The organism is Methylobacterium currus (genome assembly GCF_003058325.1).
In the GTDB taxonomy this organism is placed as follows: Bacteria; Pseudomonadota; Alphaproteobacteria; order Rhizobiales; family Beijerinckiaceae; genus Methylobacterium; species Methylobacterium currus.
In genome coordinates this window covers 2,009,056-2,032,436 of the sequence record NZ_CP028843.1, presented here as the reverse complement: position 1 = coordinate 2,032,436, position 23,381 = coordinate 2,009,056, and the positions used below count along the sequence as shown (strand labels likewise).

At 70.9% G+C, this 23,381-nt stretch carries 20 protein-coding genes; 9 read left to right on the top strand and 11 right to left on the bottom strand.

Translation table 11 applies throughout. The features are described from left to right. Position 1 precedes the first annotated feature (1 nt). The 3 genes from nagZ to argS all read right to left on the bottom strand — a co-directional run bounded on the left by nagZ (position 2) and on the right by argS (position 4,557). On the bottom strand, positions 2–1,012 hold the full coding sequence (nagZ, locus tag DA075_RS09490) for a beta-N-acetylhexosaminidase (RefSeq protein WP_099952989.1): 1,011 nt from the start codon (positions 1,010–1,012) through the stop codon (positions 2–4). A gap of 225 nt (positions 1,013–1,237) precedes the next feature. Then, positions 1,238–2,617, bottom strand: a complete 1,380-nt coding sequence (locus tag DA075_RS09485; RefSeq protein WP_099952988.1) for an SPOR domain-containing protein — start codon at positions 2,615–2,617, stop codon at positions 1,238–1,240. A gap of 182 nt (positions 2,618–2,799) precedes the next feature. After that, entirely contained in the window at positions 2,800–4,557 is a 1,758-nt protein-coding gene (gene argS / locus DA075_RS09480; RefSeq protein ID WP_099952987.1) for an arginine--tRNA ligase, read from the bottom strand. Positions 4,558–4,771: 214 nt separating this feature from the next. Between argS and serS the strand changes: the two genes are divergently transcribed. The 4 genes from serS (at position 4,772) to DA075_RS09460 (ending at position 9,365) form a co-directional block, all read left to right on the top strand. Beyond that, a complete protein-coding gene (gene serS / locus DA075_RS09475) occupies positions 4,772–6,142 on the top strand; it encodes a serine--tRNA ligase (protein ID WP_099952986.1) in 1,371 nt (456 codons plus the stop codon). Then, positions 6,142–6,903: a 5'/3'-nucleotidase SurE gene (gene surE, locus DA075_RS09470; protein ID WP_099952985.1), complete on the top strand. Its 762-nt coding sequence runs from the start codon at positions 6,142–6,144 to the stop codon at positions 6,901–6,903. The genes serS and surE overlap by 1 nt, the downstream gene beginning before the upstream one ends. Next, entirely contained in the window at positions 6,900–7,592 is a 693-nt protein-coding gene (locus DA075_RS09465) for a protein-L-isoaspartate O-methyltransferase family protein (protein WP_099952984.1), read from the top strand. The genes surE and DA075_RS09465 overlap by 4 nt, the downstream gene beginning before the upstream one ends. A gap of 180 nt (positions 7,593–7,772) precedes the next feature. Further along, a complete protein-coding gene (locus DA075_RS09460; RefSeq protein ID WP_232385819.1) occupies positions 7,773–9,365 on the top strand; it encodes a peptidoglycan DD-metalloendopeptidase family protein in 1,593 nt (530 codons plus the stop codon). A 198-nt stretch (positions 9,366–9,563) separates the two neighbouring features. Here DA075_RS09460 and DA075_RS09455 read toward each other — a convergent pair whose 3' ends face one another. Beyond that, positions 9,564–10,475: an ATP-binding protein gene (locus DA075_RS09455; RefSeq protein WP_099952982.1), complete on the bottom strand. Its 912-nt coding sequence runs from the start codon at positions 10,473–10,475 to the stop codon at positions 9,564–9,566. Positions 10,476–10,688: 213 nt separating this feature from the next. On the opposite strand from DA075_RS09455, the gene yajC reads away from it, so the two are divergent. The 5 genes from yajC (at position 10,689) to DA075_RS09430 (ending at position 15,016) form a co-directional block, all read left to right on the top strand. Beyond that, a complete protein-coding gene (yajC, locus tag DA075_RS09450; protein ID WP_048454004.1) occupies positions 10,689–11,018 on the top strand; it encodes a preprotein translocase subunit YajC in 330 nt (109 codons plus the stop codon). 91 nt (positions 11,019–11,109) lie between these two features. Then, positions 11,110–12,717, top strand: coding sequence for a protein translocase subunit SecD (secD, locus tag DA075_RS09445; protein ID WP_099952981.1), 1,608 nt, complete (start codon positions 11,110–11,112; stop codon positions 12,715–12,717). An 85-nt stretch (positions 12,718–12,802) separates the two neighbouring features. Beyond that, on the top strand, positions 12,803–13,750 hold the full coding sequence (gene secF / locus DA075_RS09440) for a protein translocase subunit SecF (RefSeq protein WP_099952980.1): 948 nt from the start codon (positions 12,803–12,805) through the stop codon (positions 13,748–13,750). Continuing rightward, positions 13,750–14,139 carry an Mth938-like domain-containing protein gene (locus DA075_RS09435; protein ID WP_099952979.1) on the top strand — a complete coding sequence of 130 codons (390 nt, stop codon included), beginning with the start codon at positions 13,750–13,752 and terminating at the stop codon, positions 14,137–14,139. Before secF ends, DA075_RS09435 begins: the two co-directional genes overlap by 1 nt. Before the next feature lie 10 nt (positions 14,140–14,149). Further along, entirely contained in the window at positions 14,150–15,016 is an 867-nt protein-coding gene (locus tag DA075_RS09430; protein WP_099952978.1) for a phytoene/squalene synthase family protein, read from the top strand. 33 nt (positions 15,017–15,049) lie between these two features. Here the strand turns inward: DA075_RS09430 and DA075_RS09425 are convergent, their stop codons facing one another. The 7 genes from DA075_RS09425 to leuC all read right to left on the bottom strand — a co-directional run bounded on the left by DA075_RS09425 (position 15,050) and on the right by leuC (position 23,124). Next, the gene (locus tag DA075_RS09425; protein WP_099952977.1) at positions 15,050–15,511 is read right to left on the bottom strand and encodes a hypothetical protein; all 462 of its coding nucleotides are present in this window, start codon (positions 15,509–15,511) and stop codon (positions 15,050–15,052) included. Between the two features lie 127 nt (positions 15,512–15,638). Further along, complete coding sequence (locus tag DA075_RS09420; RefSeq protein WP_244936546.1) at positions 15,639–17,180, bottom strand: ATP-binding cassette domain-containing protein; 1,542 nt, start codon at positions 17,178–17,180, stop codon at positions 15,639–15,641. Between the two features lie 40 nt (positions 17,181–17,220). After that, on the bottom strand, positions 17,221–18,147 hold the full coding sequence (locus DA075_RS09415) for a branched-chain amino acid ABC transporter permease (protein ID WP_099952976.1): 927 nt from the start codon (positions 18,145–18,147) through the stop codon (positions 17,221–17,223). A gap of 34 nt (positions 18,148–18,181) precedes the next feature. Beyond that, a complete protein-coding gene (locus DA075_RS09410) occupies positions 18,182–19,057 on the bottom strand; it encodes a branched-chain amino acid ABC transporter permease (RefSeq protein ID WP_099952975.1) in 876 nt (291 codons plus the stop codon). Between the two features lie 258 nt (positions 19,058–19,315). Further along, positions 19,316–20,581 (bottom strand): ABC transporter substrate-binding protein, encoded by a 1,266-nt coding sequence (locus DA075_RS09405; protein WP_099952974.1) that lies wholly within the window; start codon positions 20,579–20,581, stop codon positions 19,316–19,318. A 526-nt stretch (positions 20,582–21,107) separates the two neighbouring features. Continuing rightward, positions 21,108–21,716, bottom strand: coding sequence for a 3-isopropylmalate dehydratase small subunit (gene leuD, locus DA075_RS09400; protein ID WP_099952973.1), 609 nt, complete (start codon positions 21,714–21,716; stop codon positions 21,108–21,110). 1 nt (position 21,717) lies between these two features. Further along, positions 21,718–23,124, bottom strand: a complete 1,407-nt coding sequence (gene leuC, locus DA075_RS09395) for a 3-isopropylmalate dehydratase large subunit (protein ID WP_099952972.1) — start codon at positions 23,122–23,124, stop codon at positions 21,718–21,720. Positions 23,125–23,381 lie beyond the last annotated feature (257 nt).

Genomic DNA, 23,381 nt, shown 5'->3' with positions numbered 1-23,381 from the left:
CTCAGGCCGCGGTGGCGAGCCCGGCATCGAGGCGGGCGCGGGCCTCGGCCGGGTCGAAGGCCGGGGCCGCCGGGGTCAGCCGGGCGAGGGCGCCTTCCGCCCGGCGCAGGGCCTCGCCGGCGAGGACGGGGGCGGAGGCCACCACGTCCTCCATCTCGGCCCGGACGCCGTTGCAATGCAGGCCGATGTCGCAGCCGGCCCGGAAGGCGGCGGCGGCGCGTTCGCGATGCGTCCCCGACAGGGCGTTCATCGACAGGTCGTCGGTCATCAGGAGGCCGGCAAAGCCGATCCGGCCGCGCACGACCTCGCGGATGATTGTGGCGGAGGTCGTGGCCGGGTTCTCCGGATCGAGGGCGCGGAACACCACGTGGGCCGACATCGCCATCGGCAGGTCGGCGAGCGCCCGGAACGGCCGGAAGTCGTGGGCGTCGAGCTCGTCCAGGCTCGCCTCCACCACCGGCAAGGCGTGGTGGCTGTCGGCTCCTGCGCGGCCGTGGCCGGGCATGTGCTTCATCACCGGCAGCACCCCGCCGGCCATCAGCCCCTCGGCCACCGCCCGTCCGAAGGCCGCGACCACCGCCGGGTCCGTGCCGTAGGCGCGATCGCCGATGACGTCGTGGGCACCCGGCACCGGCACGTCGAGGACCGGCGCGCAATCCACGTTGATGCCGACCTCCGCGAGGTCGTGCGCCATCAGGCGGGCCCCGAGGCCGGCGAGGACCGGCCCGCCCTCCGGGCCGCCGGCCCGCAGATAGGCCCGGCCGGACGGGTAGGCCTGCCAGTGCGGCCGCGTCATGCGCTGCACCCGGCCGCCCTCCTGGTCGATCAGGATCGGGGCGTCGGCCCGGCCGACAGTCTCGCGGAGCGCCGCCGTCAGGGCGCGGACCTGCCCGGGAGTCTCGATGTTGCGCTTGAACAGGATGAAGCCCCAGGGCTGCACCTCGCGGAAGAAGGCGGCCTCCTCGGGGCTCAAGACCGGGCCGGCGCAGCCGAGGATCAGGGCAAGGGTCATCGACGGCGGCTCTCGTCGGTTGGAGAGGGGAAACGTTCGCGCGCTCCCATCCGACGCCCATGCGGGCGCCGATGATCGGGAATCGCAAGCGGAAAGAGCGGAGAATTTAGGCGATTCGCCGGCCCGATTCTGTCGGCGGGGCGCCACAGCCGGGAGGATTTCGGGCGCCCGGCTCGCGGCCGGGGGCCCGGGCCTCAGGCCTCCCCGAGGCCGGCGTGCGAAGGCCTAGTTCTTGGCGACGAAGCAGGCGGCGCCCGCGGCCTTGAGCTTGCCGCACAGTCCGTCGGCGCTGTCCTTCGACATCGGCCCGACGCGGACGCGGTAGATCGACTTGCCGTTGACCTCGGCTTGCCGGATGAGCGGCGACTGCCCGCCGAGCACGGCGCCGTAGCGCTCCTGGGCCTGCTTGAAGGCGACCTCGGCCTCCTTCTCGGTGGCGCGCACCGACAGCTGCACCGAGAAGCCGCCGACCGGCGCCTGCGGGGCGGGCACCGCCTGGGTGGTGGTCGGCGCCTCGGCGGAGGCGACGCGCTGGACCGGCTTTTGCCGCAGCGACTCGGGGGCCGGCGCCGGTGTCTCGGCGGCGGGCGCCTCGGCGACCGGCGTCCGGGCGGGGGCAGCCGAGACCGCCCGCGGGCTGCGCGGCGTCACCGGCGCCGGGGTGGAGCCCGTGGCCTCGGTCGGCAGGGTCATGGTCGGAATCGGCGAGACCGGCGCCGCTTGCGCGGCCTGCGCTTGCGCGGCGGCCTGCGCCGCGCGCTGGACTTCCGCCGGCGAGGGCTCGGGCCGGACCGAGACGGTGCGCACCCGGCGCGGCTCGCCGAGGGATTCGGTCAGGGCGTTGCCCGGGGTGGCGGGCGAAGCCGCCGCGCCGGTCTCGGCGGCGAGCGAGCGCGCTGCCTGCTTGACGTCGAGGGGCTGCTCCTCGCGGTTGACGATGCGGATCTGCCCGCCGTCCTTGGCCGGAGCCGTGGCGGTGCGCTCGTAGATCTGCTTGTTCTGGTCCGGGATCTCGACGCCGCCGGCATTCTGCGGCGCCACCTTGAGCGGCGCCTGATCGGCCATCACCAGGATCGGCGCGCCGGAGCGGCTGTGATGGAAGGCCTTCCAGGTCAGCGCGCCGCCGACCGAAGCCGCGACGATGCCGAGCGCCGTGCCGACGAGGGCGATGCGCCGGCGGCCCCGCGGCCGCGGCTCGGGCGTCGCCTCCGGCTCGAGGGGGGCGGCCTCCGGCTCGGAATCGGTCTCGCGCTCGACCGCCGCGAGATACTGGTTGAAGGCGGCGGCCGGCATGTGCGCCGGCGGCGCTCCGAGCGTCGGCTCGCTGCGGGCGGCGGACAGGCCGGTCTCCGGTGCGGGCGCCTCGCCGTAGCTCGGCATCACCGGCTCGACGCGGCCGCGCGGCTCGTTGCGGCTCGCCTCCTTGGCCTCCTTGGCCTCGAGCAGGGCGCGGAACGGGTCGTCCTGGCCGACGATGCGGGCAAGCTCGGCGAGGGGATCGGGCCGGGCGCCATTCCGGGCTTGATCCGGGCGGGTGGGAGCCGGCTGCCGATCCTGCTCGTAGCCGTCGTAATCGACGGGAACCCGGGAAGCATTGGTCGTCATGGCAGCACCATCCTGTTCGCCCTCGCGTCACCTCACCGCGCATCGGGCCCGGCTCGGCGGCACCGGCCGCCGCTTCCGATATGGGAAGGGCAGCCGTCAGATCCCATCGCTCGCGTCCCGCCGCGGCGGCCCTTGCGGGCATGCCGCGACGTCCGGTCGCGCTCCGGTCCCGGGGCGACGCCTCAGCGCATCTCGTCGGGCGCACCGACGCCGAGGATCCCGAGATTGGACGCGACCACCCCCTTGAGGGCAGCGACGAGGGCCAGCCTCGCCTCGGTGGACTTTCTGTCGGTTTGATTAACAAACCGTAATTGCGGCAAGTCTTTGCCCTTGTTCCAGAAACTATGGAACGCGCTGGCCAGCTCGTAGAGGTGGAAGGCCAGCCGATGCGGCTCGTGGGCGGCCGCCGCCGCCTCGATCACGCGCGGCACCTGGGCGATCAGGCGCATCATCTCGAGCTCGCCCGGATCGGTCAGGCCCGACAGGTCGGCGGCGGCGAGCGCCGCCGGCGACAGGTCGAGATCGGGAAACGCCTCGCGGGCCTGGCGGAACACCGACGCGGCCCGCGCATGGGCGTACTGGACGTAGAAGACCGGATTGTCCTTCGACTGCTCCACCACCTTGGCGAGGTCGAAATCGAGCGTCGCGTCGTTCTTGCGGTAGAGCATCATGAACCGCACGGGGTCGCGCCCGACCTCGTCGATCACCTCGCGCAGGGTGACGAACTCGCCCGCCCGCTTCGACATCTTCACCGGCTCGCCGCCGCGCAGGAGCCGCACGAGCTGGCACAGCTTGACGTCGAGGGCGGCCTTCCCGTCCGAGACCGCCTTCACCGCCGCCTGCATGCGCTTGACGTAGCCGCCATGGTCGGCGCCGAGCACGTCGATCAGCTCGACGGCGCCGCGCTCGACCTTCGACCGGTGATAGGCGATGTCGGAGGCGAAGTAGGTGAAGCTGCCGTCCGATTTCAGCAGCGGCCGGTCGATGTCGTCGCCGAAGGCGGTGGCGCGAAACAGCGTCTGCTCGCGGTCCTCCCAGTCCTCCGGCAGCTGGCCCTTCGGCGGCGGCAGCCGGCCCTCGTAGACGAGGCCCTTTTCGCGCAGGTCGGCGATCAGCGCCGCGACCGCCCCGCCGTTGCCGCCGCCCTGGAGGGTGCGCTCGGAGAAGAACACGTCGTGGTGGATGCCGATGGCCGCCAGGTCCTCGCGGATGCGGTCCATCATCCGGTCGATCGCGAAGTCGCGCACCGGCGGCAGCCACTCGGCCTCGGGCTTGTCGCGGAGCGCGTCGCCGTATTGCGCTTTCAGCGCCTCCCCGACGGGCTTCAGGTAGTCGCCCGGATAGAGCCCTTCCGGGATCGTGACGGTCTCGCCCAGGGCCTCGCGGTAGCGCAGGAAGGCCGAGCGGGCGAGCACGTCGACCTGCGCGCCGGCATCGTTGATGTAGTACTCGCGGGTCACGTCCCGGCCGGCGGCGACCAGGAGGTTCGCCAGCGCGTCGCCGAACACCGCGCCGCGGCCGTGGCCGACATGCATCGGCCCGGTCGGGTTGGCCGAGACGTACTCGACATTGACGCCGCCCGGCACCTTGGCGCCGCGCCCATAGGCCTCGCCCTCGCGCAGGACCGCCCGCACCACCTCGGCGTAGATCGCCGGATCGAGCCGCAGGTTGATGAAGCCCGGCCCGGCGACGCTGGCCTCCGTCACGCGGGGATCCCGGCGCAGCTCGGCGGCCAGGGCCTCGGCGAGCGCCTTCGGGTTCGAGCGCGCCTCCTTCGCCAGCACCAGGGCGGCGTTGGTGGCGAGGTCGCCATGGCTCGAATCGCGCGGCGGCTCGACCACGACGCGGGCGCGGTCCAGCCCCTCCGGAAGGGTGCCGGCGCGGGTGAGCGTCTCGAGCGCCTCGCCGATGCGGGCCTCGAAGGCGGCGAAGATGTTCATGCGTTGACCAGTTCTGCAAAGTTCGGGCCGGGCATGGGTGAAGCCGCGCCCGGCGCGCCGGGCTCTTCTCACGCCGGGGCGGGCGGCTGCAAGCGGGGCGGTTCGGACGGCACGACGGCTCCTCCCTTGTCGCCGCCGGGCCGATGCTGCAAAGCGTCCTGGCGTCGTCGCCGGACTCTCCGGCGCTTTTGAGAAAAACGATTCGGACCGCGCCATGCACGACATCCGGGCCATCCGCGACAACCCGGCCGCCTTCGACAAGGGCCTGACGAGCCGCGGGCTGGAGCCGCTCTCCTCCGAGCTGATCGGCCTCGACGATGCCCGCAAGGCGGCGATCTCGGCGGCCCAAGGAGCCCAGGAGAAGCGCAACGCCCTCTCGAAGGAGATCGGCGCGGCCAAGAAGGCGAAGGACGAGGTGCGGGCGCAGGCGCTGATGGCGGAGGTCGCCCGGCTCAAGGAGGAGGCGCCCTCGCTCGATGCCGCCGCCGATGCCGCCGGCAAGGCGCTGGCCGAGCGCCTGGCGGCGATCCCCAACGTCCCGAACCCGGACGTGCCGGAGGGCCGCGACGAGCACGACAACGTCGAGAAGAGCCGCTTCGAGGGGCGGGGGCTGAGCCAAGAAGGCCGCCAGCATTTCGAGCTCGGCGAGGCCATGGGCCTGATGGATTTCGAGACCGCGGCCAAGCTTTCGGGCTCGCGCTTCGTGGTGCTCAAAGGTCAGATCGCCCGGCTGGAGCGGGCGCTCGGCCAGTTCATGCTCGACCTGCACACGGGCGAGCACGGCTACACCGAGGTGGTGCCCCCGCTGCTGGTGCGCGACGAGGCGATGTTCGGCACCGCCCAGCTGCCGAAGTTCCGTGACGACCAGTTCGCGGCGGTCCAGGGCTCGCCCGAGATGGCGCAGGAGAGCGGCGCTGCGAACCGCTGGCTGATCCCGACCGCCGAGGTCCCGCTCACCAACCTCGTGCGCGAATCGATCCTCGCCGAGGACGAGCTGCCCCTGCGCTTCACCGCGCTCACCCCCTGCTTCCGGGCCGAGGCCGGGGCGGCGGGGCGCGACACCCGCGGCATGCTGCGCCAGCACCAGTTCAGCAAGGTGGAACTCGTCTCGATCACCGCGCCCGAGCGCTCGACCGAGGAGCACGAGCGGATGCTGGCTTGCGCCGAGGCCGTGCTCAGGCGCCTCGACATCCCGTTCCGGGTCGTCACGCTCTGCACCGGCGACATGGGCTTCGCCTCGGCCAAGACCTACGACATCGAGGCCTGGCTGCCGGGCCAGAAGACCTATCGCGAGATCTCGTCCTGCTCGGTCTGCGGCGACTTCCAGGCCCGCCGGATGGAGGCGCGCTACCGCCCGAAGGAGGGCAAGGGCGTGACTTACGTCCACACGCTCAACGGCTCGGGCGTCGCGGTCGGCCGCGCGCTGATCGCCGTGATGGAGAACTACCAGAACCCCGACGGCAGCGTCACGGTCCCGTCGGCCCTCGCGCCCTATATGGGCGGGCTCACCCGCATCGAAGGCGTGGGTGGGAACACCCGAAACCAAGAAACGGGCGGCTCCCCCCGAACCGAAGGACAGCGCTGATGCGCATTCTCGTCACCAACGACGACGGCATCCACGCGCCGGGCCTGCGCTGCCTGGAGGAGATCGCTGGGCAACTCTCGGACGACGTCTGGATCGTGGCGCCCGAGACCGACCAGAGCGGCGTGTCGCATTCGCTGTCGCTCAACGATCCCCTGCGCCTGCGCCAGGCCGGCGAGAAGCGCTATGCGGTCAAGGGCACGCCCTCCGACTGCATCATCATGGGCATCCGCCACATCCTGAAGGAGCACGGGCCCGATCTCGTGCTCTCGGGCGTCAACCGCGGCCAGAACGTCGCCGAGGACGTGACCTATTCGGGCACCATCGCGGGCGCCATGGAGGCGACGATCCTCGGCGTGAAGGCGATCGCGCTGAGCCAGGCCTACGGCGCCGGCGGGCGGACCAACGTGAAGTGGCACACGGCGGCCCGGCACGGCGCCTCGGTGGTCCGGCGCATCCTGGAGGCCGGGATCGAGCCTGGCATCCTGGTCAACGTCAATTTTCCGGATCGGGAGCCCGACGACGTGCGCGGCATCGCGGTGGCGGCGCAGGGCGTGCGCAACCAGGCGCTGCTCTCCATCGACGAGCGGGTCGACGGCCGCGGCAACCCGTATTTCTGGCTCGCTTTCGCCAAGGCGCGGTTCGAGCCGGGCCACGGCACCGACCTGAAGGCGATCGCCGACGGCCATATCTCGGTCACGCCCCTGCGCCTCGACCTCACCGACGAGCCGACGCTGACGCGCTTCGCCCAGGCCCTCGCGTGAGTGAGGACGGCGCGCCGGACGAGTCCGGACAGGACCCCGCCGAGGCGGCGTCCGGCGCGGTCGAGACCGCGGCCTTCGTGCTGGGCCTGCGCGCCCGCGGCGTGCGCGACGCCGCGGTGCTGGGCGCGATGGAGCGGGTGCCGCGGGAGGCCTTCGCGCCGCTCGCCTTCCGCGATCTCGCCCGCCGCGACCTCGCCCTGCCGCTGCCCTGCGGCCAGACCATGACGGCGCCGAGCGTCATCGCCACGATGCTGGCGGCGCTCAACCCGCAAGGCGCGCGCGTCCTCGAGGTCGGCACCGGCTCAGGGTATGCCACGGCCCTGCTGCTGCGCTTGGGGGCCGCCGAGGTGGTCAGCCTGGAGCGCTACGCGACGCTTGCCCGCAATGCCCGCTCGCGCCTCGACGCGCTGGGCTTCGGCGGCGCGATGGTCGGCCTCGCCGACGGCTGCGCCCCGCCGGAGGAGGTGGGCACCTTCGACCGCATCCTGGTCAACGGCCGCTTGCGCGACCTGCCTCCGGCCCTCGTCGACCGCCTGAACCCGGGCGGCCGCCTCGTCGGGGCGCTCGGCACCCAAGCCGGGCCCCGCCTCGTCGCCATCGCCCAGGAAGCCGACGGCCCATGGCGGCAGGTGCGGGAGACGCCCCTGCGCATCGGCCCGCTGACGCCCGGCCTCGCGGGAATCCTGTAGCCGGTTCTGCCCTCCGGCCACCCGCCTCTCCAACCCGCCTATGCCGGAATCCGGTCCTCAGAGTGAAGGCTCCCGCCCGCCTTGCAACGGAAGCTTAACCTGAATCCGCTTTGAATCCGCATCATACGGTTGCGTGGATGTACGGGTGCGTCGATGCCGGATCGCGGGACAGGCAAGGGGATGCGGGCGCTGTCGCGCTTCGCCCTCATCGGGCTGATCGGGGGCGCTTCGGCGGCCTGCAGCACCGATGCGGTGCGGCTCGACCCGTTCTCGAACCCGTTCTCATCAAGTGCGAGTGGGGATCCGGGCGCCACCGGCAGCCTGCCGGAGGGCGGGGCGGTGGCGCCGGCGGTGCGCTCGACCCCGATCCAGTCGCGGCCCCTCTCGGCCCCGCTAGGTGCCGCGCCGCTGTCGAACCGTCAGGCTTCCGCCCCGGTGCAGACGCCGCGCGTCGCCGCCGCGGCCCCGGTGACCGGCGGCCCGGCCGGCTGGTCGGCCGCAGGCGGCACCACCATCACGGTGGGCCCCAATGACAGCCTCAGCCAGATGTCGACCCGCTTCGGCGTGCCGTCCGCGGCGATCCTCCAGGCCAACGGCCTGTCGAGCGCCGCGCAGGTCACCGCCGGCCGCCAGATCGTGATCCCGGTCTACCATGCCGGCGGCGCTCCCGCGATGAGCGCCCGGGCGGTGCCGGCCGCGCCGGCGCCGCGGGTGCCGGTGGCGGAAACCCGCCCTGCCGAGCCGGTGCGCCGGGTCGCCGAGGCGGCGCCCCGTCCCGAGCCGGTCCGCCGCGAGCCCGCGCGCCGCGAGCCGGAACCGGAGCCGGAGGCGGTCCGCAAGGTCCATGCCCGCCCCGGCCAGGCCGAGGCCAAGCCGGTGGCGCCCGCCGCCGCGGAGCGCGCCGCCAAGCTGAACCACCGCAAGCCCGAACCCCGCGAGGAGGACGAGGGGAAGGTCGCCGCGAAGCCGCAGCGGCCGGATCCGAAGGTCGCCGCCAAGCCGGAGAAGGCCGTCGCCAAGGTCGCCGCGCGCCGCCAGGACGACGACGAGGAGGAGACGGTCGCGGCCAAGCCGCAGCGTCCCGAGCCGAAGGCCGTCGCCAAGGCGCCCGAGAAGAAGCCCGAGCCGAAGAAGGTCGCCGAGGCCCCCAGGCCCGAGCCCAAGGCCGTAGAGGTGAAGAAGGTCGAGCCGAAGAAGGCCGAGGCCAAGGTCGAGGTGAAGAAGCCGGAGCCGAAGCAGGCCGAGGCACCGAAGCCCGAGGTCAAGAAGGTCGCCGAGGTGAAGCCGGCGCCCGCGCCGAAGCCCGAGCCGGTCAAGCCGGTGAAGGTCGCGTCCCTGCCCGAGAAGGCGCCCGAGCCGGCCCCGGCTCCGGCCGTCGCCCCGGCGGCGCCCGCGCCCGATCCGCAATCCAGCTTCCGCTGGCCCGCCCGCGGCCGGGTGATCTCGGGCTACGGCTCGAGCGGCAACGAGGGCATCAACATCGCGGTGCCCGAGGGCACCCCGGTGAAGGCCGCCGAGGAGGGCACGGTCGCCTATGCCGGCAGCGACGTGAAGGGCTACGGCAAGCTCGTCCTGGTGCGCCACGCCAACGGCTACGTCTCGGCCTACGCCCATAACGGCGAGATCGACGTGCGGCCCGGCGAGAAGGTGAAGCGCGGCCAGACCATCGCGAAGTCCGGCGCATCGGGCAACGTCACCTCGCCGCAGCTCCACTTCGAGATCCGCAAGGGCGCCACCCCGGTCGATCCGGTGCCGCACCTGGCGAGCAATTGAGTGCGATGAGTTCGTGAGGGGAGGCGGGGCGCGCGAGCGTCCCGCCTTCGTCGCGTCGGTCGGGAAGGCCGTCTTCCACCCCGACGGTGGTGCAACCCGCCGTGTCATCACGGGTTCTCGGCTGCGTCGAGCCCGGCATGACGGGGCGGGTGCATGACGGGGCGGGTATCAGAATCGATCGGGGAAAATCGGACAGCGCTAATCCAGCCGCTGCCCCAGCCGCCCCGCGAGATCCTGGATATACTGGAACGCCGTACGGCCCGACCGCGCCCCGCGGGTGGTCGACCATTCCAGCGCCTCGGCCCGCAGCCGCTCCGGCTCGACCTTCAGATCGTAGCGCGCCACGTAGGCGTCGACCATCGCCAGGTACTCGTCCTGGCTGCACTTGTGGAAGCCGAGCCAGAGGCCGAACCGGTCCGAGAGCGAGACCTTCTCCTCGATCGCCTCGCCGGGATTGATCGCCGTCGAGCGCTCGTTCTCCATCATGTCGCGGGGCAGGAGGTGGCGCCGGTTCGAGGTCGCGTAGAAGATGACGTTGTCGGGCCGGCCCTCGATGCCGCCGTCGAGCGCCGCCTTCAGCGACTTGTACGAGGTGTCCTCGGCGTCGAACGACAGGTCGTCGCAGAACACCACGAAACGGTGCGGGTCGGGCCGCAGCCATCCCATCAGGGCGGGCAGGCCCTCGATGTCCTCGCGGTGGATCTCGACGAGCTTCAGCGGACGCTTAGGCCCGCCCCGACCGTCGGTCTTGGCGTTGATCTCGGCGTGCACGGCCTTGACGAGCGACGACTTGCCCATGCCGCGGGCGCCCCATAGCAGGGCGTTGTTCGCCGGCAGGCCGCGGGCGAAGCGCTCGGTGTTGTCGAACAGGATGTCGCGCATCCGGTCGATGCCGCGCAACAGCCCCATCTCGACCCGGTTGACCCGCGGCACCGGCTGGAGCCGGCCTTCCGGCTGCCACACGAAGGCGTCGGCCGCCGCGAAGTCGGGGGCGGGACGGGCCGGCGGGGCGGCGCGCTCCAGGGCCGCGGCGATGCGCAGCAGCACCGGGAGCAGGTCGGACTCGGGCAGGTCGGACGCAGGACGGGGAGGGCTGGTCGGGTCGGTCATCGCGGGTGAACGGGCTCCTTGCGCAGGGGCGGACGTGCGGCCGGCACCTCTTAATCCCAAGGCAGCGCGAACGAAAACCCGCCCGGATCGGCCGGGGATGCCCCACACCCCGCCGTTGCTTTCGGGTCGTCGGTGGCTATAGTCCGCGCGCTTTTGCAAGGCCGGCGGGGACCCGCGCGGCCCGATTTCGTCTTGTTTCGGGAGACCTCGAGAGTGATCACGCCCGCCTTCGCGCAGGGAGCCGGGGCGACCGGCGGCACGGACATCCTCGTGCAGGTCGTCCCCTTCATCCTGATCTTCGTGATCATGTACTTCCTGATCCTGCGCCCGCAGCAGCGCCGCGCCAAGGAGCACCAGGACATGGTCAAGAACGTGCGCCGCGGCGACACGGTGGTGACCACCGGCGGTATCGTCGGCCGTGTCGCCAAGGTGACCGAGGCCCCGGAGATCGAGGTCGAGATCGCCCCGAACGTGCAGGTCAAGGTGGTCCGCACCATGATCGCCGAGGTCCGGGCCAAGGGCGAGCCGGTCAAGGCCGCCTGAGCGGATCCCCGACGCGAGGGCCGGCCCTGAGCAAAACCGCCGGGGCCGCCCTATCTGACGCACACCTCAAGGACCGGTTGGAACGCCGCGGATGCTCCGTATCTCCACCACGAAGGCCGTCGCGACGCTCGCCGTGATCCTGATCGGCCTGATGCTCGCCGTGCCGAGCTTCTTCTCGGCCGAGCAGCGCAAGGGCTTCATCGCCTCGCTGCCGTCCTGGTTCCCGACCTGGATCGTGCCGACCCGCGCCATCGTGCTCGGCCTCGACCTTCAGGGCGGCTCGCAGATCGTGCTTGAGGTCGACCGCAACGACCTCGGCCGCACCATGGCGCAAGGGTTGCGCGACGACGTGCGTCAGGCCCTGCGCGAGGCCGGCGTGCAGGCCGATGGCGGCATCCAGCTGCAGCCGCGCGGCGTGCAGCTGCGCGTCAGTGACGCCGCCAACCGCGCCAAGGCGATGCCGAAGCTGCAAGGATTGTCGCAGCCCGTCACCGATGCGACCCTCGGCCAGACCGGCGCCCGCACCCTGGACGTGCGCGAGGAGCCGAACGGCCTGATCCAGCTCACCTTCACGGATGCGGGCTTCAATGCCCGGGTGCGCCGCGCGGTCGCCCAGGCGATCGAGGTGGTGCGCAAGCGTGTCGACCTCGGCGGCACCACCGAGCCGTCGATCCAGCAGCAGGGCGCCGACCGCATCCTGGTCCAGGTGCCGGGCTTGCAGGACCCGGCCCGCCTGGAGGAGCAGCTCGGCAAGACCGCCAAGCTCGAATTCCGCATGCTCGCCGACAGTGCCGCGGGCGACGTCGACATGCTGCCCTCCAAGGATGCCAACGGCCAGCGCGTGCCGGTGGAGCGCCGGGTGATGGCCGACGGCGCCGACCTCACCGATGCTCAGCCGGGATTCGATCAGAAGTCGAACGAGCCGATCGTCAACTTCAAGTTCAACCTGCGCGGCGCCCAGAAGTTCGGCCAGGCGACGAGCGAGAATGTCGGCCGCGCCATGGCGATCGTCCTCGACAACGAGGTCGTGTCGGCGCCCCGCATCCTGCAGCCGATCACCGGCGGCCAGGGCCAGATCTCGGGCCGGTTCACGGTGCAGCAGGCCAACGACCTCTCGGTGCTGCTGCGCGCCGGCGCCCTGCCGGCCAAGCTGACCGTGATCGAGCGCCGCACCGTCGGCCCGGGCCTCGGCCGCGACTCGATCGAGGCCGGCAAGACCGCCACCATCGTGGCCACGATCCTCGTCGTGGTGCTGATGTTCGCGGCTTATGGGGTGTTCGGCCTCTTCGCCAACATCGCGCTCCTCGTCCATGTCGGCCTGATCCTCGGCCTGATGTCGGTCCTGGAAGCCACCATGACGCTCCCGGGCATCGCCGGCATCGTGCTCACCATCGGCACCGCGGTCGATTCCAACGTGCTGATCTACGAGCGCGTGCGCGAGGAGGTGCGGGCCGGCCGCTCGATCCCCTCGGCTCTCCAGGCCGGCTTCGACCGCGCCTTCGCGACCATCGTGGATTCCAATTCCACCATGGCCATCGCCGCGGTGATCCTGTTCTTCCTTGGCTCGGGGCCGGTCCGCGGCTTCGCGGTGGTGTTCATCCTCGGCATCATGACTACGGTCATCACCGCCGTGACCCTGACCCGGATGATGATCGCCCTGTGGTACCAGCGCCTGCGGCCCAAGACCCTGCCGATCTGACCGGCTTTCCGCGGCCGGCCCTGAGGCCGTCCGCATCCGCGCTGCGCCCGATCGGGTGCGCCGACACACCTTTTCGAGACCGACGATGCGCCTCCTCCGCCTCTGGCCCGACGAATCCCATTTCGACTTCATGCGCCTGCGGCGCCTCAGCTTCCCGCTCTCGGCGTTCATCTCGGTCGCCACGGTGGTGCTGTTCCTGCAGATCGGGCTCAATTTCGGCATCGATTTCAAGGGCGGCACCCTGGTCGAGCTGCGGCCGAAGCCGGGCGTGACGTCGGATGTCGGCTCGGTGCGCCACACCGCCAACGAGTTCGGCTTCGGCGAGACCGAGGTGCAGGAGCTCGGCCAGGGCTCGATCTCGGTGCGCTTCCCGCTTCAGGCCGGCGGCGAGACCGGCCAGACCCTGGTGATGCAGAAGGCTCACGCCGCCTTCGACAAGGATTACGCCTTCGACCGCGTCGAGACCGTCGGCCCCCGCGTCTCGGGCGAGCTGGTCCAGTCGGGCACGATCGGCGTCGTTTTGTCGGTCGTGGCGGTGCTGCTCTACCTGTGGTTCCGGTTCGAGCGCGAACTGGCGCTGGGCGCCATCGTCGGCACCCTGCACGACATCGTCATCACGGTCGGATTGTTCGTGATCACCCGGATCGAGTTCAACATGACCTCGATCGCCGCGATCCTCACCATCGTGGGCTACTCGCTGAACGAGACGGTGGTGGTGTTCGACCGCACCCGCGAGCTGATGCGGCGCTACAAGACCATGCCGACCGAGCAATTGCTCAACCTGTCGATCAACTCGACCATGTCGCGCACGGTGATGACCGCGATGTCAACCGCCCTGTCGCTGCTGGCCCTGGTGCTGTTCGGCGGCGAGGCGATCAAGGGCTTCTCGGTGGTGATGCTGGCCGGCGTGGTGATCTGCACCTATTCGGCGATCTTCGTCTCGACCCCGTTCCTGATCTATATCGGGCTGCAGGCCGGCGGGACCCGTTCGCAGGCCCGCGACACCTCCACCCTGCCGCAGGCGGCCGAGTAGTGGCGCCTCCCGAACGCCAGCACGACGGCTTCGTCCCGGGCCGTCACCCGATCGACGCCTATGGCGGCGGGGGGTTTCGCTTCGCCGAGATGTCGCATCGCGGCTCGATCCTGGCGCTGCCCTCCGGCGTGCACGCCTGGGACGTGACCGAGCCGGCCGGGATCACGCCCGAGAGCCTGGGATCCCTTGTGGCCGAGGCCGGAGAGATCGACCTTCTCCTCCTCGGCACGGGGCTTGAGATCGTGTTCGTGCCCGATTCCTTGCGCCGGTTCCTGAAGGACTCCGGCATCGGCCTCGACGTGATGCAGACCGGCGCCGCGGCCCGGACCTACAACATCCTGATGGCCGAGAACCGCAAGGTCGCGGCCGCCCTGATCGCGGTGTCGTGAGCCGGATCCGATGAGCCAGCCCGAGACGCGGGATCCGGCCTGGGCCTACGCCCATTGCGAGGCCCTGGTGCGCGAGGGCGACCCGGACCGCTGGTATGCCAGCCTCTACGCTCCGGCGGAGACACGCCCGCATCTCCTCGCGCTCGCCGCCTTCAGCCTGGAGGTGGCGCGGGTGCGCGACGCCGTGTCGAGCCCGATGCCCGGCGAATTGCGCCTGCAATGGTGGCGCGACGCGCTCCAGGGCGAGGCGCGGGGCGACGTGCGGGCGCACCCGGTCGCCGCCGCCCTCGACGACACCCTGGTCAAGGCGCGCCTGCCGCGCCAGCCCCTCGTCGACCTGATCGACGCGCGGGTGTTCGACCTCTACGACGACCCGATGCCCTCGACCCGCGACCTCGAAGGCTATTGCGGCGAGACCGCCTCCTGCCTGATCCGCCTCGGCAGCCTGATCCTGGCGAAGGGCTCCGAGCCCGGCGGCGCCGCGGCCGCGGGCCATGCCGGCGTCGCCTACGCGGTGACGGGCCTGCTGCGGGCGCTGCCCTGGCACGCGCGGCGCGGCCAGGTCTACCTGCCGGCCGACATGCTCAAGGCTCACGGCGTCACCCGCGAGGACATCGTCGCCGGGCGCGGCGGCCCGGGGCTGCTCGGCGCCTGCGCCGACCTGCGTGCGCTGGTGCGCCGCCATCTCGCGGCCTACGCGGCCGAGCGGGCGACCATCGCGACCGTGGCCGCCCCGGCCTTCCTGCCGGTCGCCCTCGTCGAGGGTTATCTCTCGCAGATGGAGCGGCCGGGCTACGACCCGCTCGCCAGCGTGATCGAGGTGCCGAACTGGCGCCGGATCTGGTGGCTCTGGCGGGCGGCGCGATCGGTCAGGTGATCCTCGCGCTGCGCTGGTTTACGATCCTCCGCGTCATCCCTCCGCGTCATCGCGTGATTCGCCGCGGACGAGACTCCGGCGTCCATCACCGCTGGCCGTGCCGACCAAGGGGAATCGCGGTTCGCTTCGTCCTGACGCGTCAGCGGTGACGGGTCCCGGGCTCCGCTGCGTGGCCCCGGGGGAGGACGCCGTGAGCGGGATGCCGGCGAGACTCGTCGAGCTCTCGGCAAGTCCCCCTGTCGTCTCGTTCGCCTGCAACCTGGGAATCGCATCCGCGAACCGCGCGATCGGCAGGAAGAGGCTGAAGCGGCGCTCCTTGTCCTCGACATGGATGATCGCCTCCTTCCACTCGGGCTCGCGGCAGGCGCGCCGTTTCAGCAGCACCGCGATATGGGCCGAGCAGGTGATGATCTCGTGCGGCTCCTCGAGCTCGACGCCGCGGGTGTCCCGGATGAGACGGCTGCCGACCTCGAAATGAAAGTAATAGCAGGACATTCCGCTCTCTCCTGGGGTGGCTGTCCTGCACGGTTACGACCGTTCGTCTCCAGCTGCCTTAACCCGAGTCAAGCGCTTTCGATTCGCCTCTCCGGCCGAGCTTCTCGCCGGACCGCTTCTTCGATACCTATAGGTATCCCGTGCCGGCTTCCGCGGCGAAGCGGTCGGGCGGGCCCTCCCAGACGATGCGAGCATGCTCCAGCACGTAGACCCGGTCGGCATGGGGCAGCGCGAAGGTCACGTTCTGCTCGCCCAGCAGCACCGTGATCGGCGTCGTCTGGCGCAGTCGCTCCAGCGCCTTCGAGAGCTGCTCGAGGATCACCGGGGCGAGGCCCAGCGTCGGCTCGTCGAGGATCAGGAGCCGTGGCTTCATCATCAGGGCGCGGGCGATGGTGAGCATCTGCTGCTCTCCCCCTGAGAGGGTGCGGGCCATCTGGCCGCCGCGGCTCTTCAGGATCGGGAAGAGTTCGAACAGCCAGTCGAGCTGGCGCGCGCTCTCGGCCTTGGGCAGGTGCTGGCCGCCGAGATCGAGGTTCTCGCGCACGCTCATCTCGCCGAACAGCTCGCGGGTCTCCGGCACCTGGACGATCCCGCCCTTGGCGATGCTCGCGGGCGTCCGCTTCGCCAGCGGCTCGCCCGCGAAGGTGATCCGGCCGGAATGCGGCACCAGACCCGAGATGGCGTTGAACAGGGTCGTCTTGCCGGCGCCGTTGAGGCCGACCACCGAGACGAACTCGCCCTCATGGACGTGGATCCCGACCTGGCGCAGGGCCTGGGCCTTGCCGTAGAGCACGTCCAGCCCCTCGACCTTGAGCAGGGGCTCGCCGGAGAAATTCGCCTCCGGCCGTGCCGCGGTCTCGATGCTGCCGCCGAGATAGACCCGCCGCACGGTCTCGTTGCGCATCACCTCGGCGGCCGAGCCCTCGGCGACGCGCTCGCCGAGATACATCGCGAAGACCCGGTCGACGAGGGCGGCGACGCTCTTCACGTTGTGGTCGACGAGGAGCACCGCCTTGCCCTCGTCGCGGAAGCCGCGGATCAGGGCGGAGAAATCCGCCACTTCCGCCGAGGTGAGGCCCGCGAAGGGCTCGTCGACCAGCACCACCTTCGGGTCGCGGGCGATCGCCTTGGCGAGCTCCATCCGGCGCAGGTCGGCGAAGGGGAGGGTGCCGGGGCGCCGGTCCAGCACGGCCCCGAGACCCACCCGCTCGGCGATGGCCCGCGCCCGCTTCTCCACGCCCGGATCGGCGAGAAGCCGGATCAGGCTGTCGGGCAGGAGCGCGAGCTTGATGTTCTCCAGCACCGTCTGGCGGTGCAGCGGCCGCGAATGCTGGAAGACGAGGCCGATCCCGGCCCGCGCCACCCGGTGCGAGGGCCAGCCGGCGATCTCGGTGCCGTCGAGCTTCACGCTGCCGGCATTGGGGCGCTCCAGCCCCATGATGAGCTTCATCACCGTGGACTTGCCCGAGCCGTTCGGCCCGATCAGCCCGACGATCTCCCCGGCCCGCACCGTGAAGCCGATGGATTTGGCCGCGACGAGGCCGCCATAGCGCTTGGTCAGCCCCTCGACCGCGAGCAGCGGCGGCCCGGCCTCCGCCGCGGGGCGCGCACCGGAGGGCAGGGGGGCGGGGGAGGGCGAAGGAGATGGGACGAGGCCGGCCGCACTCATGAACGCAACCCTTGTCGGAACGGGAGGAGAGGGCGGACCATCAGGCGTGCCGCCCCTGACGGGTGAGGATCCCGAGGAGGCCCGCCGGCACGAACAGGATGACGGCGAGCGCCGCCGCCGAGACCACGAAGGTCGAGAGGGAGCCGAGCGGGCGCAGCAACTCGCCGGCGGCGATCAGGAACACCGCGCCCAGCACGCCGCCCACGATGGTGCGCCGGCCGCCGAGCACCGCCCCGATGATGACCTGGACGCCGACCGAGACGTCGATGAGCGTGCCGACCGAGGCGGTGCCCATGTAGAAGACGAACAACGCCCCCGCGAGGCCGGAGAAGACCGCGCTGACGCAGAACGCCGCGAGCTTGTGCTTGGCGACGTTGAAGCCGAGCGCCCCGGCCTCGACCGGGTCCTGCCCGCTCGCCTGCAGGATCAGCCCGACCGGCGAGACCGCGATGGCGTAGAGGACGAGCCCGCTCACCCCCATGAAGCCGAGGGCGATCCAGTAGTTCGTCGCCGCGTCGATGCTGATGACGTCGGGCACGGTCAGCCCGATCTCGCCGCCGGTGGTGTCGGCGAAGACGACGATCAGGTTCTGGAGGATCAGCACCGCCACGACCGTGGTGAGGCCGAAATACGGGCCGCGCACCCGGAGCGCCGGCAGCGCCAGGACGAGGCCGCCGATCACCGCCGCGACGGTACCGGCCAGCAGGCAGAGCGGGATGCCGACTCCGTGGCCGTTGAGGATCCCGGCGGTGTAGGCGCCGAGACCGATCAGGAAGGTCGGGCCGAAATTGACCTCGCCGGCGAAGCCGAACAGCAGGTCCCAGGCCATCGAGAACACGCCGAAATAATACGCGACCGTGAGGAGCCCGAGGATATAGCCCGAGACCCAGAGCGGCAGCACGCTGGCGAGCGCGAGGCCGATCAGGCAGAGCCAGAACAGCGGATTGCGAAACGTCTTGGCGAGCATTCAGGCCTCTTCAGGATTCAGGTGAGGCCGGGCGTCAGCGGCGCCCGAGCAGGCCCTGCGGGCGGACATACATCACCGCCACCAGCAGCAGCAGCGCGGGGATGGTCCGGTAGGCCGGGGAGACGAGGTAGGCGGTGAGCGTCTCGAGATAGCCGACGACGTAGGCCGCGATCAGCGAGCCCGAGACGCTCCCCAAGCCGCCCAGCACCACGATCGAGAAGGCGCTGGCGGTGAGCGGGCCGACGCTGTAGCTCGACACGCCGAGGAACTGGCCGAGCAGGACGCCGGCGATGCCCGCGAGCACGCCGTAGATCAGCCAGATCGCGACGTAGATCTTCGACAATTCGAAGCCGAGGAGCGTCACTCCGCGAGGATTCATGGACGCCGCGAGCAGCACCTTGCCGGTGCGGGTCCGGTTGACCAGCAGCCACAGCAGCCCGATCACCGCCCAGCACACGACCGCCGTGAAGACCTGGTTCCACGGCGTGCGCACGCCCGCGATGGTGACGACGCCCTCGACGATCGGCATCACCGTCTTGGCGTTGCTGGTGAACAGGTAGGCGATGAACTCCTGGATCATGATGCCCCACAGGAGCGTGCCGGTGAGGATGAAGATCTCCTTCTCCTCCGGCGGGATCGCCCGGGAGCGGTCGATGGGGCGCACCACGACGCCGTAGGTGGCGAGCGTCAGCACCGTGCAGACGACGATGCCCGCGACGGCGCCCGCATAGGAGCCGAGGCCGAGCTCGCTCGACGCCGCCCAGGCCACCACCGCGGCGGTGACCATGAGGGCCCCGTGGGAGAGGTTGAGCACGCCCGAGACGCCGAAGATGAGGGTGAAGCCGGTGGCGCCGAGCGCGTAGAGCGCCGAGATGGCGAAGCCGTCGATGAGGATCTGGATCGCGGTCATGGAGCTCGCTTTGGGGAATGGCGAGGCGCGCACGAGAACTTCCCTCTCCCGAGTGGGAGAGGGGTTGGGGCGATCGTAGATCGCGCGAGGGTGACTCGGGTTCAGGATAAACCGCCAGATGTCGAGCTGCGCAGCTCGACAATTCTAGGTTATTGCGGAAGCCGCGCCACCCTCAAGCGATCTACGATCGCCCCTACCCCTCTCCCACCCGGGAGAGGGGATCCCGCGCCTGCTGGATCGGGGTCGGTTCGTCTCGTGTCAGTTCGCCGCCGTCCCGGCCTTGATGAAGCTCGGGAAGGTCATCTTCCCGTTGGCCACGGTCTGCGGCCAGATCGCCAGCTGCTTGCCGTCCTGCCACTGCATCATCATGCCGGAGACGAGGCCCGGGCCGTACTTGATCGAGTGGGTGAACTCGTCGTCCTTGCCGTAGAACTGGATGCGCCCGAGGGTGCCCTCCCAGTCGGTCTTCTCCAGCGCGTCGACGAGCTTGTCGGGATCGGTCGAGCCCGCCCGCTTCACCGCGTCGGCGATGTAGTAGACCTCGTCGTAAGCCGTGTAGCCGGCGTAGCCCGGGTAGCTGCCGTACTTCGCCTTGAAGGCCTCGGCGAAGGGCGCGGTCTTGGGCGTCACGTTGGTGCCGGGGGCGGCGAACATCTCGAACAGCACGCCTTCCGTCGCGCCGTTCGTCTCCTTCCAGAAGGTGGCGTTCGTCGCCTGCGAGGCAATGCCGATCATCGGGATCGGCACCTGCTGGCTGCGCCACTGCACCGTCGGCTGAACGCCGACATGCGAGATGCCGGTGACGATCACGTCGGGCTTCGCGCCCTCGATGCGGCTGAAGATCGGGTTGAAGTCGGTGGTGCTCGGCGAGAACCGGATGTGGTCGAGCACCTTGAGGCCGACCTTCGGCAGGCACTCCTTGTAGCCCTCGTCGAGCGGCTTCGTCCACGCCGCGTCCTCGCTCATGATGACGGCGGTCTTCATCTGGCGGCCCTCGACGAGGATCGCCTTGGCGGCGTCGCAGACGGCTTGCGACTGCGCCTTCGAGGTCAGGTAGCCGTGGAAGGAGTACTTGTTGCGGGCGTAGTCCTTGTGGACGTTGAGCGGGATCTCGTTCGAGGCCGCGCCGGGCGTGATGAAGGGCAGCTTCAGCCGCGCCGACCAGGGCTGGAGCGCCAGCACCACCTCGCTGATGTAGCTGGCGATGACCGCATGGGCCTTGTCCTCGCTCGCCGCGCGCTGGAAGGCGCGGACCGAATCGGCGGCCGAGCTCTTGTTGTCGTAGGTGATGATCTCGATCTTGCGGCCGTCCATGCCGCCCTTGGCGTTGATCTCGTCGGCGGCGAGCTGGGCCGCCTGCGGGATCGCGGCCCCGGCGATCGCCTGCGCTTCCGCGATCACCGCGATGCGGATCGGGTCCGCGGCCTGAACCGTCGAGAGCGAGGCATTGGCCGCCAACAGGATGGTCGAACCAAGCAACGCGCGGACGAGCCGTCGCCTGGCGACGGATGCGCATTCCAGCATGACGTTCCCTCTTCCGGCCGCTGTTTGATTGATGGCGTCGCGGCTCGGGCCGGGAGTGTAGCGGGCGGCGGGTCGATCACAAGATGCTGATCGCCGGCCGGCGGCGGGGGCAGGGGATGAACCGGCGAGCCATCGCGTGGGTGCATGGCTATGGGGCGGGGGGTATCGCCGGCCTGCGGGTTGCTCCCTCCACGGCGTGCCGTTTGGGCAGCCGAGGCAGGGATGGGGCAAGATCTCGCGCTTTCACGACCGAACTTCGCCGATGAATGACGTCCGCAATACTTCTAATTGACCATCAATCCACTGCTTCATGACCGTGTCGCGGCACGGGGCCGGGAATCCGCGCCGTGATCATCTCATGACACCGTGGACCATGTTCCGCCCCGGCTGGCACAACCTGCGGTTCTGGGTCCCGGGCTTCGCTGCGCGACCCCGGGCTGACCCTGTGCGATCGAGGCCGGCATCCGCATCCCGCTCGCCCATGCCGTCACGTCGGACCTCGCCGGCGGGACGGCGCCGACCTCGATCATCCACCCATCACCGGCACCCGCCACGGCGCCTCCGCCGCCACCCGCGCCTCGTAGGCCGCGATGGCGTCGGCGTGCTCCAGCGTCAGCGCCACGTCGTCCAGGCCCTCGACGAGGCAGCGCTTCTTGAACGGGTCGATCTCGAACGGGATCGCGGCCCCGTCGGGATCGGTCACGGTCTGGGCCGGCAAGTCGACCGTGACGCGGGCGCCCGGCTCGGCCTTGAGGCGGGTCCGCAGGCCCGCCACGACCTCCTCCGGCAGCGTCACCGTCAGGAGCCCGTTCTTGGCTGCGTTCGACGCGAAGATGTCGCCGAAGCTCGGGGCGACGACGCAGCGGATGCCGCCGTCGACGAGGGCGTAGACCGCGCCCTCGCGCGACGAGCCGCAGCCGAAATTGCGGTCGGCCACCAGGATGCCGGCGCCGGCGTAGGGCGCGGCGTCGAGCGGCACCGCCTCGCTGCGGCGGCGCTCGTCGTGGAACAGGAAGTTGCCGTAGCCGGCGCTGCGCGGCTTCTTGAGGAAGCGGGCCGGCAGGATCTGGTCGGTGTCGATATTGGCGACGTCGAGGGGGACCGCGACGGCTTCGAGGGTGGTGAAGGGCTGCATGTCAGCGGCTCCCGAGCCGGCGGATATCGGTGAGGCGGCCGGTGACGGCGGCGGCCGCAGCCATGGCCGGGCTCATCAGGTGGGTGCGGGCGTTCGGGCCCTGGCGGCCCGGGAAGTTGCGGTTGGTGGTCGAGGCGCAGCGCTCGCCCGCCGGCACCAGGTCGCCGTTGATGCCGACGCACATCGAGCAGCCCGGCTCGCCCCATTCGAGGCCGGCCTCGCGAAACACCTGGTCGAGCCCCTCGGCCTCGGCCTGGCGCCGCACCGGGCCCGAGCCCGGCACGACGAGGCCCGGGACCGCCGCCTTCTGGCCGCGCAGCACGGTCGCGGCGGCGCGAAGGTCCTCGATCCGCGAGTTGGTGCAGGAGCCGATGAAGACCCGGTCGATCGCGACCGATTCGAGCGGGGTGCCGGGGGTGAGGCCCATATAGTCGAGCATCGCCCGCATCTGCCCCGCCTTGGTGGCATCCGCCTCCGCACCCGGATCCGGCACCGTCGCGGTGACGGGGAGCGCGGTCTCCGGGCTGGTGCCCCAGGTCACGGTCGGGGCGATGGCGGCGGCATCGAGCGAGACCTCGCGGTCGAAGCGGGCGCCCTCGTCGCTCGGCAATTGCCGCCAGGCGGCGACGGCCCGCTCGAACAGCGCGCCCTTCGGAGCGTAGGGCCGATCCTCCAGGAACGCGAAGGTGGTGTCGTCGGGGGCGATCATCCCGGCCCGGGCGCCGGCCTCGATCGACATGTTGCAGATGGTGAGCCGCCCCTCCATCGACAGGCCGCGGATCGCGCTGCCGGCATATTCGAGCACGTGCCCGACCGCGCCGCCCGCGCCGATCACCGCGATGATCGCCAGGATCACGTCCTTGGCGGTGACGTGCGGGCCGAGCTGCCCGTCGATCCCGACCCGCAGGGTCTTGGGCCGGCGCTGCCACAGGGCCTGCGTCGCCAGGACGTGCGCGACTTCCGTCGCGCCGATGCCGAAGCCGAGAGCCCCGAAGGCACCGTGGGTCGAGGTGTGGGAATCGCCGCAGACGACCGTGAGGCCCGGCAGCGTCAGGCCCTGCTCCGGCGCCAGCACGTGGACGATGCCCTGGGCGCGATCGTCCAGGCCGAAATGCCGGATGCCGTGCCGGCCGGCATTGTCGGCAAGCGTCGAGACCATGTTGGCGATCTCGGGATCGGGGATCGGTCCGCCGCGGTCGCGGGAGGGCACGTAGTGGTCGGCGACCGCGAAGGTCAGCTCCGGGCGGCGGATCTGTCGGCCGGCATGGTCGAGCATGCCGAAGGCGTGGAACGAGCCCTCGTGCAGGAGGTGCCGGTCGATGGCGAGGAGCGCCTGGCCGTCGGGCCGGGTCGCCATGACGTGGGAGTCCCAGACCTTGTCGAGGAGGGTGCGGGGTTGCGAGGTCACGAGGCGTCCTCCGTCTTGTTGTTGGGGGGTGGGGAGAGGGGCGTGAGTGGATGTGGTTCGGGTTCGCCGCTCTCGCGAGGCCGCAGAAGAATGGTCGAATGTTTCGGCGAGATGCACAAATCTTCGGTGAAGCGCGTCCCCCTCTCCCGTGTGGAAGAGGGATCGGGAGATCGAAGATCCCGCGTGAGGGTGGCACGGTTTCGAGTAAACGCCGACCGTCGTGCTGGCAGATCAACGTTCGGGTTTTATTCTGAGCC